The sequence below is a fragment of the Candidatus Phytoplasma palmae genome, from assembly GCF_046896035.1.
In the GTDB taxonomy this organism is placed as follows: Bacteria; Bacillota_I; Bacilli_A; order Acholeplasmatales; family Acholeplasmataceae; genus Phytoplasma; species Phytoplasma palmae.
Genome location: NZ_JBIPDD010000010.1, coordinates 1 through 12,012 on the forward strand (window position 1 = coordinate 1; position 12,012 = coordinate 12,012).

Consider the following 12,012-nt stretch of genomic DNA (forward strand, 5'->3'; position numbering starts at 1 on the left):
GAGGGGCTTAGATTAATATCTAGTAATAGAAAAACGGTCTAATTCTATCTCGATTGGTTAAGCAAGTAAAAACTTTGAGGTTAATAATAACTGGCAAAAATAAAATTGTAAATCAACCGAAAGTTGATGAAAATAATTATCATTTTAATTCTTTAAACGCTAACGCTTTTCCAACGATGGTGACAGCTACAGCTTAAAGAATTAATATAAATTATATAATTTATATTTTTAAACTGAGTTTTTTAATTTTAAATTATTTTTTGTAATTAAAAAAATAAATTTTTATTTTTAAATAATTTTGTTTGTTTTTAAAAAAACAAAATAAATATGTAGAAGAATTGAAATAAAATTAGCTTTGTACAGGGGTTCGACTCCCCTCATCTCCACCATTTAAAAAATATTTTTTTTATTTATTAATTAAAAAAAATAATTAAAGGATTTTTTATATTTTTAAAAATTTAATTTTATTTTATATTTTTGTATAAAATTTTTATTTAATCATTTTTTTTAATATATAAAAAAAAGATATTTTAATTTTTTTATAAAATATCTATTATTAATAATTTAATTTTTTTATTTATTTATTTTTTTATATAAAATTTACAAAATCTTTTTGTTTTAATTTGAAAACAGAATTTGTTTTATAATTTGATTTTATTGTTTTATTTATAATTTTTTCTTTTTTCCCTATTGCTATTAATATTAATGGTAAATAATCTTTTGAAATTAATAAAGATTCATTAATTTTTTCAAAATCACAACCTCCCATAAAACATATATTGTAATTTAATTTTTGAGCAACTAGCGCAAAATGTAAAGCAATTAAACCTCCTTCAAAAGATGTTTCGTTTTGTAATCTGTTTTTATTAATTTTTTGATAATAATTTTTAATATTTTCTAATATAATTTCTTTTTCTTTTTCATTGATTTGATTGTTTAAAAATTTTTTTTGGTAAATATATTTACTTAATTTAATTTTTTTTAAACAACAACAAAGTAAAATTATAGCTGAACTTGTTTCTAATTGTGTTTTATTACCTATTAAAATTTTTTTTAATTTATTTTTATTTTCTTGACTTTCTATTATAAAAAATCTCCATGGTTGTAAGTCAAAAGAAGAAGGAGTGAAGCGAATTTCTTCAAAAATTTTATCCCAAATTTCTTTTGGAATTTTATGATTTTTTTTAAATGATCTAACTGTTTCGATTTGCATTTTTTATTCCTTAATATTTTAAAAATTAATTATTTATCAGTTTATTTTACAATAAATAATTTTTTTATCTTTTTTTCCAAAAATTAAAATTAAAATTTTTTACAAAAATATTATTATCATAAAATAAATTTTTGTTATATATTAATATTTTATTATTAAAATTAATAATAGAATAATAAAAATTAAAAAAATATAAAAAAGAAAAATAAATTTATGTCAAGATTATTTAAAATTATTCCTTCTAATTTTTTTCAATTGTTTGCTTCACCTAATAAAGATATTTATATAGATTGTCTTTTAATTTTAGAATCATTAGCTAACGAAGATAAAGAATTAAATATCCAAAAAAATTTAGCAATAGATGTTTTAGAAAAATATTTTGATGATAAAGTTAAAATTTTTTTAGAAGAAGAAAATCAAACAGAAATAATAAATGATAATCGTCAAAAAGCTTTCAAAGTTTTAAATAATTTAAAGAAAAACGGTTGGCTAGCAGAAGAAAGGGTTAATCATTGTATTGTTAATTTAAATTTTTTTGATTATAGTTTGGAAATGATTTATTTTTTGAAAAAAATTCTTAATAAAATTAAGCCAGAATCTATTGGAAATATTTATAGTATTTATTCTCTTTTAAAATTGTTTTTATCTGAAAAAAATTATGTTACTTTTAAAGAAGCTTCTTTAAAAACTCAAAGTCTTTTAATAAAATTAAAAGTTTTGAAAGCTAATATTTATCGTTTTTATTATCAATTGACTAATACTAATTTTCATAATAATGTTCAAAATGTGTTAGAACAATTATTATTGGATTATAAAAAAAATTTTTTTGATTCTTCTTATTATTTATTAAAAACTACTGATAATTTTTTTAAATATCGTAGGCAAATAAATTTTTTTTTGCAACAAATTGATGATGAACCTAAATATATACAATTACTTACTGAACAATTTAAAATAATAAATAGTGTTTCTGAAGAGGATTCTTATAACAATATAATAAATGAATTTAGAACTATAAAAGATAATTTACAATTAATAGACCAAATTATGGTTGTAATAGATCAAAAAAATGAACAATATTTGCAAATTGCTTGTGAAAAGATTTTATTTTTTGAAAATAAAAAAAATAGTATTAAATATATTTTATATGATGTTATTAAGATGGTTCTTAAAGAAAATAAAATAAATAATGATTTTTTTAATCTTTGCGAAATTAAAAATTTAGATAAATTTTCTTTATATAAACCTAGAGCACAAAAATCTAATTTAATTGTTTCTTCGATAGATTTATTGTCTATAGAGATGAAAAATAATTTAAATAAAAAGAAAAAAATTTTTTTAGAGAGAGATTATTTTTACGATAAAAAAAATATTAATATATTTGTTAAAAAACTTTTGAATTCTACTAAAAATCCTTTCAAAGCTTCTGAAATGTCTTTAAGTAATGATAAGGATATATCTAGACTTATTTTGATTTATCTTTTTTCTGGTTCTGTTTTTAAAAACAATAATATTTATCAAATTCAAGCTTTAAATCAAAGAGTTACTTGTAATAATGTTACTTTTTCTAATTTTTTAATTTTTTTAAAACCAAAAAATAATAATAAACATTAGAGAAGAAATAATATTTTTTAAAAATAAATTCATGTAAAATTTTAAATATTTAAATTATATTTTTTTTTTTATATAAAAAAATTTTTTATATTTTTAATAATATATAATATTGATAATGTAAAATAATATGTAGAGATAGAGAGGAAGATTTTTTTATACAATAATGCAAAACGAAAATAAAGATAAAAAATATTATTTTAAAATATCTATTTTTTTTTCTTTTATTATTATATTTTTTTTGTTTTTACTATTAAAATACAAGATAAAAATACAATTAGATAATGTTGAAAAAAAAGATGATTCTTTTTATGAGGAAATTTATTATAAAAAAAGTACAAATAAAAAAGAAGATAATGTTTTAAATTCTTTATCTGAAACAACAAAAAAAGATGAAAAATTAAATGATGATATCGATAAAAAAAACTCTTTTATTAATGATAATGGTAAATTAAGTTCTAAAAGCGATTCTCTTTTATCTTTTTCTATCGAAGAAAAAAAGAAATTTGATGATAATAATTCAATAATAAAAAAAAGAAAAATAAATGATTTGGATCGTTTTTCTAGTGTTGTTCCTCATAAATTTTCGTCTCCTTTTTATATAGGAAATGAAATACATAATAATGTTGGTCATATTGGTTTTGAAAAATATAGAAATTATAATACTGTTGATTTTAATCAACAAAATCAAACAAATGACAACAATCAAAATAATAATATAGACAAACAAGAATCTTCAGAACGACATAATGTTGTTGATAGTAATAATAGTGAAATTTTAACTAATGTTTCTGTTCCAACTTCGAGTAAGGTTGATTTTCCTGCACAAGAAAAACAGGCCTTTTCAGGGAAAGATAATATTTATGATACCAATGTTGGTAAATTTATACCTAATCCTTATGTTCCAAATTTGTTTCCGACTTCTGCTATGGATAATTTGAATTTACACAATCAAAAAGATGATAATGTTTTAGACAAAAAAGCATCTTCAGGCAAAGATAAAGAAAATATTTCTGATAGCAATAATAGTAAAATTTTAACTAATGTTTCTGTTCCTTCTTCGAGTAAGGTTAATTCGCCTGCACAAGATAAAAAAGATGATAATGTTTTAGACAAAAAAGCATCTTCAGACAAAGATAAAGAAAATATTTCTGATAGCAATAATAGTAAAATTTTAACTAATGTTTCTGTTCCTTCTTCGAGTGAGGTTAATTTTCCTGCACAAGATAAAAAAGATGATAACGTTATAGAAAAAAAATCATCTTCAGGAAGAGATAATATTTCTGATATCAATAATATTGACAAATTAACTAATATTCCTAATACGTCTTCGTCTTCTTCTAATAAGGATGTTGTTCCTGAGCACGATCAAAAACATCATCATATCAATGTAGAAAAAAAATCATCTATAGCAAGAGATAATATTACTAATTCTAATATTAACAATAGCCAAATTAAGCCTAATGTTGTTGTAGAAACTTCTAATTCTGTTGCACCTTCTTATAATAAGAGCGTACATGAAAAAGTTGTTTTTTCAAATAAAATTTATCCTGTTATGTTTCGTGAATCGTGAATGAACAGGATTTATTTATAAGTAGTGTATGTGAAAAAATAGTACTTATGTTATAAAAAATAAAGTAAAAACTCAACTATAATCCAAATAATAATTTAATAAATTAAATTTTAAAATATTTTTATATTTATATTTTTTTATTTTACTTTTTTAATTTTATTTAAAAGCAATTAAAGGAATTAAATTAAGTGATTATTAATAAATGTATTTTTGTGAAAAGTATTGATAATTTAAAAAATCGTCCTATACCTGTTTTAAAAGAAATTTTTTTAATCGGAAGAAGTAATGTTGGTAAAAGTTCTTTTATTAATGCTTTAACTAATAGAAAAAAAATATCTTTTGTTTCGAAAAATCCTGGAAAAACTATGTATTTAAATTATTTTTTATTAAATGAATCTTTTTATCTTGTAGATTCTCCTGGTTACGGTTATATAAAAAAAAGTAAAAAAAAAATAAATAATATGATCAATATTTTGAATAATTTTATTCAAAATAATTTTTCTATTAAAATAATTTTTCAAATAATCGATTTTAAAGTTGGACCTACTCTATTAGATTTAAAAATATATAAAATCTTAAAAGATCTTAATTTTTTTGTTATTTTGATCTTAAATAAAAAAGATAAAGTTCTTAAAAATAAAGTATTTTCCAGATTGAAAGAAATTCAAAAGATATTTTTTGATTTAAATATAATGGATATTCCTATGTATTTATTTTCTTGTAAAACAAAAGAAGGTTTAAATGAAATTGTTCGAGTAATTTTTGATAAAATAACGACATAAGTTTATAAATATTTTTTTTTTAAAAAAGTTAATTTAAATATAAAATTTTTTTTTAATTTTTTAAACAAAAATGATTTTTTTAAATTTAATTATTTTTGTTTATTTTACTAACTAGATAACTAGAGGATAATTAAAATAAAATGAAAAAAAAATATGATTTTCTAAATATAGAAAAAGGAAGATATAAAATTTGGTTAGAAAAAAATTATTTTGAAACTGAAAAAAAAAATAATAAACCGAATTTTACTATTGTGATTCCTCCGCCCAATATTACTGGAAAATTACATTTGGGTCATGCTTGGAATAATGTTTTACAAGATATTCTTATCAGAAGAAAAAAAATGTTAGGGTTTAATGTTCTTTTTTTGCCTGGAATGGATCATGCCGGAATAGCTACTCAAAGTAAAATAAAACAAAAATTAAAACAAGAAGGTTTTTTAGAAAAAGATTTAACTAAAGAAATTTTCTTAAAATATGCTAATTTATGGAAAAAAAAATATGCTGAAAATATTCGTTCTCAATGGGCTCGTTTAGGTTTATCTTTAGATTATAAAAATGAAAAATTTACTTTAGACAAAGAATTATGTAAAGTTGTTGAAAAAGTTTTTATAAAATTGTATAAAGAGAATTTTATTTATCGTGATTATAAAATTATTAATTGGGATTCTGTTTTACAAACAACTTTATCTAATGTGGAAGTTTCTTATAAAGAAATTGATGGAAAGTTATTTTATTTAAAATATTTTATTTCAAAAAATAAAAACGAAATAAAAGAAAAAATTGAAAATAATTTTTTTTTAGAAGTTGCTACTACAAGGCCTGAAACTATTTTTGCGGATCAGGCTTTAATGATTAATCCTTCTGATAAAAGATATAAAGATTTAGTTGGAAAAAAATTTTTTATTCCTAATACAAAAATTGAAATACCTCTTATTAGTGATGAATCAGTTGATATTAATTTTGGTACTGGAGTTGTAAAAGTTACTCCTGCTCATGATGAAAATGATTTTAAAGTAGGAAAAAAAAATAATTTAAAAAATATAAGTTGTATTAATAAAAACGGAACAATGAATGATAATGCATTAGAATATAGAAATTTAAAAATTTTAGATTGTAGAAAAAAATTAATTGAAGAATTAAATTTAAAAAATTTTGTTGCAAAAATAGAAGATTATAAACATTCTGTAGGAATTTCAACTATTTCTGGATCAATGATAGAACCTCGATTATCTTTGCAATGGTTTTTAAAAACAAAACAATTATCTTTATTTTGTCTAAAACAACATAAAATTAATTTTTTCCCTAAAAGATTTCTTAATATTTTTAATAATTGGTTAAAAAATTTTGAAGATTGGTGTATTTCGCGTCAATTATGGTGGGGACATCCTATTCCTGCTTGGTATAAAAATAATGAAATTAAAATACAGTCTGAAGATCCTGGGAATGGATTTGTTAAAGAAAAAGATGTATTAGATACTTGGTTTTCTTCTTCTTTATGGCCTTTAAGTGTTTTAGGATGGAATAATGATAATAATGAATTTTCTTTATTTGAAAATCGTTTTCCTTTAGATGTTTTAGTAACTGGATATGATATTTTAACTTTTTGGGTTTCAAAAATGGTTTTGCAAAGTATGTATTTAACCAATCAAATACCTTTTAAAGATGTTTGTTTGCATGGTTTGGTTAGAGATATTAAAGGAAAAAAAATGTCTAAATCTAAAGGTAATGGAATAGATCCTATTCAAATAATTAATAAATATGGAACGGATTCTTTAAGATGGTTTTTATCAACTAATTCTTCTGTAGGTTCTGATTTGTATTTTGATGAAAAAAAAATAAAAAATAGTTGGAATTTTATTAATAAAATTTGGAATATTAGTTTTTTAATTAAAAATAATATTTTTACGAATAAAACTAATTTTAAAAAAGAATCTTTATTATTACCTGAAAAAGCTTTATTAACAAAATTATGTCAATTAATTAAAAAACATAATTTTTTATACGATGTTTATGAATTTAATACTATAGGACATGAATTGTATCATTTTATTTGGGAAGAATTTTCTAATTGGGTTTTAGAATTTTTAAAATTTTCTTTAAAAGAAGACAAGAAGAATAGCAATTTAAATACTCATAAATTTTTATTATACATTTTAAAAAGTATATTGAAATTATTACATCCTTTTATTCCTTTTGTTACTGATTTTATTTACGAAAATTTGACTAATAAAGAATCTATTTTACATTCTCAATGGCCTAAGTTAGATTATAATGATCAAGAATCTTTAAAAGAATTTAATTGTTTAAAAAAAATAATTATTCAAATGAGAAATTTTAGACAAAATTATCAACTATCTTCTAAAGAATTATTAAAATTATATATTCAAGCTCCTAAATTACAAATTCAAAAATTGGAAATTTTGATAATTCCTTTAAAAAAATTTTTAAAAGCTTCTGAAATTGAATTAATTGAAAATATAAAAGATAATAATCAATATTTTTGCTTATTTTCTGAAGAAAATTTTTCTCTTTTTATGGAAAAGAAAATTTTTTTGAATTTAAATAAAGGTAAAATGGAAAATAATTTTTTAGAAAGAAAAAAAAATATTTTATTTGAAATTAAAAGAAGTGAAAATATTTTGAATAATAAAATGTTTTTAACAAAAGCTAATAGTAAAAAAATTCAAGAAGAAAGAGAAAAATATCAAAAATATTTGGATCAATATAACAAGTTAGTAAAAAATAATATTGTAGATGTTGATGAAGAATAATAAATTATTTGATATAATAACCTTACTTTTAAAATAATTTAATTAAATAAAAAATTTGATTATTAATTAATTAAATATTTTTTGTTTTTTAAAAAAAGAAATTTTTTTTACTTTTTTCAGTAGAGATTTTATAAATTTAAAAAATTTTGTCTAAATAGAAAAAAATTAAGAAGATCATATAAAAAAAACACAATTGAGTGCATAATATTTAATACAAAAACATTATGATTTATTAAAATTTTATATTTTATTTATAATATTTTAATTTTTGTATAATTATTTAATTATTATTTTATTTTAATTATTTGATTTTTTTAATATTTTTAACAAGAGGAATATAAACAAATGAAAAAAAAAGATATTTTTGAAATTAGTAGTTTTTCTAAAGAAGAAATATTTAAATATTTTAATACTAGTTTTGAAGGATTAAACACAGAAGAAGTTAAAAAAAGACAAATTTTATATGGTTTTAATAATATTAAAAAAGGTAAAAATTTTTCTTTTATAAAAAAATTTATTAAACAATTTACTTCTTTGTTTGCTATTTTGTTATGGATATCAGGTTTTTTAGCTTTTTTAATTGAAGAAAATGCTATAGCTATATCAATTATTTCAGTAGTTATTGTTAATGGTATTTTTTCTTTTTTTCAAGAACATAAAGCTGATAAAATTTTATCTTCTTTGAGTGAAATGATACCTAAAAAGATTCAAGTTTATAGAGATAATAAAATACAAATTATAGATGTTACTGATTTAACTATAGGAGATTTAATATTTTTGGAAGTAGGAGTTACTATACCTGCTGATGCTGTTTTATTAGAAGCGAATAATTTTTTTGTTGATAATTCTATTTTGACAGGGGAAACTATACCTTTAAATAGAAACGTTATTCCTAATGTTAAAAAAACAAAAGTTATTTCAGAAATATCTAATTTGGTATATGCCGGAACAACAGTATCACAAGGTAGCGCTAAAGCTATTGTTTATGATATTGGAAAAAATACACAAATCGGAGAAGTTTCTAGTTTATCTCAAGATATAAATAAAGGAATAAATACTCTTGAAAAAGAAATACATAAAGTTATTAAAATAATTAGTTTTATTGCTATTATTTTATCTGTAATTGTGTTTTTTATTTGTTTATGGCGTTTTTATGATTCAGAAGTTTCTTGGAAAAAAATTTTAATACCTTCTATAGTTGTAGCTTTAGGTATGTTGGTTGCTAATATTCCTGAGGGGTTATTGCCCACTATTAATTTAAGTTTAGCTATAGGTTCACAAAGAATGGCTAAGCATAAGGCTTTAATTAAACAATTATTTTCAGTAGAAACATTAAATTCTGCAACAGTTATTTGTACTGATAAAACTGGAACTTTAACTAAAAATCAATTAACTTGTAATAAAATAATATTCCCTGATGGTATGATTGAAATTACTGGAAATGGTTTTCAGAAAGAAGGAAAAATTTTAAATTTCAACAATATTAAGTGTAATAAGATTATTAGTAAACTTTTTGTTGCAGCTGTAATGTGTTCCGAAGCAAATTTAATTGATGATTCTAAAAATCTGAAAGATTTTAAAATAGTCGGAAACCCTACAGAAGGTTCATTATTAATTGCTGCTTTCAAATATGGTTTAGATATTAATAAAATTCGCAATAGTTTTTTAACAGAAAAAATAAACCCTTTTTCTTCTGAAACTAAAAAAATGAGTGTTTTGGTTAATAATGTATCACAAAAACATTATGATATTGGAAGTAAATATTTATTTGTAAAAGGTGCTCCAAATGTTCTTTTGGAACAATGTAATGTTCAATATAAAAAAGGAAAAGTTACTGATTTTTCTAAAAAAGAAAAAGAAATGTTTTCCTTTAAAAATGAGCAATTATCGAAACAAGGATATCGTATTTTAGCAATTGCTTATAAAAAAATAGAACAAAAAGATTTTAAAGAAGAAGATATGGTATTCTTAGGTTTTGCTGTTAATTATGATCCTCCTAAAATAGAAGTTCGTGATGCTGTTAAAAAGTTACTAAATGCTGGTTTAAAAATTACTGTTATTACTGGAGATTATGGACCTACAGCTATTTCTATTGGTAAACAAGTTGGCATTATAACTAATGATGATTATATTAACATAGATGGAATAACTTTAGATCAAATGTCTTTTGAAGAATTACAACAAAAATTAAAAACTACAAAACCTATATTTTTTTCTAGAACAACGCCAAAACATAAATTGAAAATTGTAGAAGCATATCGTGCTAACGAAGAAGTAGTTGGAGTAATAGGGGATGGAGTTAATGATATTTTAGCTATGAAAGCTGCTCATATTGGTATTGCTATGGGAAAATCTGGAAAAGATGTGGCTCATAATGCTGCTGATATGATATTATTAGATGATAATTTTTCTACTATACCTAAAGCTGTTTTAGAAGCTAGAGGAATTTACGATAATGTTAAAAAATTTATGACTTATGTTTTTTGTTCTAATATTCCACAAATTTTCCCTATTATTTTTATGGCTTTTTTTCGTGTTCCTCTTTATTTAACTGTTATGCAAATTTTAGCTATTGATTTAATCACAGATTTAATTCCTGCTATTGCTTTAGGCGCTGAGAAACCTAAAAATAATTTATTAAATAAGAAACCTATAACAGATAAAGATCATTTGCTAGATTTTAAATTATTAAAAAGAAGTTATGGTTTTTTAGGAATGATAGAAGGTATATTAACTTTGATTTTTTTCTTATATTTTGGAGGATTAAAATTATATCAACAAGGAATTCCTTTTAAACAAATGTCTCATATGGTTGAATTTAAATTAGCATCTACAATGGCTTTTGGTTCTGTTATTTTTTCTCAAATCGGAAATGTTTTTGCTTGTCGTTCTGATCAACTTTATTTTTGGCAAACAATAAAACAAAAAAATAAACTTTTATATTTTGGTATTTTTTGTGAGATTTTTTTATTTGTTTTAATTTCGCAGTCTTTTTATTCATTAAATGATTTTTTTGGAACACAAAAAATAAATTTTTTTGATTATATTACTTTATCATCTTGTATTTTTATTATGTTATTATTTGACACTATTTATAAATTTTTTTCAAAAAAACAAAATTAATAATAAAGAAAAAGAAGAATAAAAAAAATGAAAATGATTTGTGGTTTAGGTAATCCTGGAGTTGAATTTGAATCAACTCCTCATAATATAGGTTTTATGTTAGTTGATTATTTGTTAGATAAATTTCCAAAAAATATTTTTTTTTGTAAAAAAAAATTTTCTAGTTTGATTTATTGTATGCAAATAAAAGATAAAAAATTTTTATTAGTGAAACCTGAAAGCTATATGAATTTATCTGGAAATGTTATTTATAAAATTATGCAAAAGTATAAGATTAAAAATGATGATATTTTAATCATAAGTGATGATATTTATTTGAATCCTGGTTGTTTTAAAATTAAAACAAAAGGGGGGCATGGTGGTCATAATGGAATAAAAAATATTATTGATAATTTGAAAACTAATGAATTTAAAAGATTAAAAATAGGAGTAGGATATGATGGTATAGTAAAAATAGAGAAATATGTTTTAAAAACTTTGGATAAAGATATTAAAAATAAAATTTTAATTAATTTTCCTTTGTTTTCTGATTTTTTAATTAATTTTGTTCAAGGAATTTCTTTTGAAAAGATAATTAATTCTTTTTGTAAAAATAAAAAAATAAAATAATTTTTTTTTTTAAAAAAATTTTTTTTTTTTTACAAAAAACATTGATTTTTTTAATCAATATGATATAATAAAAGTATAAAAATTGTTTTAAAATTGCTTTTTTATTTTGTTTTTAAAAAATTTTTTTTAACAATTTATTTTTAATATTTTGTTAGTTAATTATTTGTATAATTTAGAATAAAAAAATAAATTTATTAAATTATTTTTTGATTATGTATTAATTAATTATCGATTTAAATTTTTTGATTTGAAACAAGTTGAAATTCGTATATTTATTTTTTATCTTAATTTTAATTCTTTGAAAACTGAAGATGATTTTTTTAATTAAAA

The 12,012-nt window shown here is 20.0% G+C and carries 8 protein-coding genes; 7 read left to right on the forward strand and 1 reads right to left on the reverse strand.

Annotated elements, in window-relative coordinates; genetic code table 11:
- Positions 1–53 precede the first annotated feature (53 nt).
- Positions 54–197 carry a hypothetical protein gene (locus ACHMP6_RS01445; protein WP_412097757.1) on the forward strand — a complete coding sequence of 48 codons (144 nt, stop codon included), beginning with the start codon at positions 54–56 and terminating at the stop codon, positions 195–197.
- A 392-nt stretch (positions 198–589) separates the two neighbouring features.
- Here ACHMP6_RS01445 and ACHMP6_RS01450 read toward each other — a convergent pair whose 3' ends face one another.
- Complete coding sequence (locus ACHMP6_RS01450; protein WP_412097758.1) at positions 590–1,213, reverse strand: nitroreductase family protein; 624 nt, start codon at positions 1,211–1,213, stop codon at positions 590–592.
- Between the two features lie 213 nt (positions 1,214–1,426).
- Here ACHMP6_RS01450 and ACHMP6_RS01455 point away from each other — a divergent pair, with 213 nt between their 5' ends.
- From ACHMP6_RS01455 to pth, 6 genes are all read left to right on the forward strand, one after another.
- Entirely contained in the window at positions 1,427–2,827 is a 1,401-nt protein-coding gene (locus tag ACHMP6_RS01455; RefSeq protein WP_412097759.1) for a Wadjet anti-phage system protein JetA family protein, read from the forward strand.
- A gap of 163 nt (positions 2,828–2,990) precedes the next feature.
- Positions 2,991–4,397, forward strand: coding sequence for a hypothetical protein (locus ACHMP6_RS01460; protein ID WP_412097760.1), 1,407 nt, complete (start codon positions 2,991–2,993; stop codon positions 4,395–4,397).
- 188 nt (positions 4,398–4,585) lie between these two features.
- Positions 4,586–5,179, forward strand: a complete 594-nt coding sequence (gene yihA / locus ACHMP6_RS01465; protein ID WP_412097761.1) for a ribosome biogenesis GTP-binding protein YihA/YsxC — start codon at positions 4,586–4,588, stop codon at positions 5,177–5,179.
- 140 nt (positions 5,180–5,319) lie between these two features.
- Positions 5,320–7,950: a valine--tRNA ligase gene (locus ACHMP6_RS01470; protein WP_412097762.1), complete on the forward strand. Its 2,631-nt coding sequence runs from the start codon at positions 5,320–5,322 to the stop codon at positions 7,948–7,950.
- A 345-nt stretch (positions 7,951–8,295) separates the two neighbouring features.
- On the forward strand, positions 8,296–11,073 hold the full coding sequence (locus ACHMP6_RS01475; protein WP_412097763.1) for a cation-translocating P-type ATPase: 2,778 nt from the start codon (positions 8,296–8,298) through the stop codon (positions 11,071–11,073).
- Positions 11,074–11,100: 27 nt separating this feature from the next.
- Positions 11,101–11,682 carry an aminoacyl-tRNA hydrolase gene (gene pth / locus ACHMP6_RS01480; RefSeq protein ID WP_412097764.1) on the forward strand — a complete coding sequence of 194 codons (582 nt, stop codon included), beginning with the start codon at positions 11,101–11,103 and terminating at the stop codon, positions 11,680–11,682.
- Positions 11,683–12,012 lie beyond the last annotated feature (330 nt).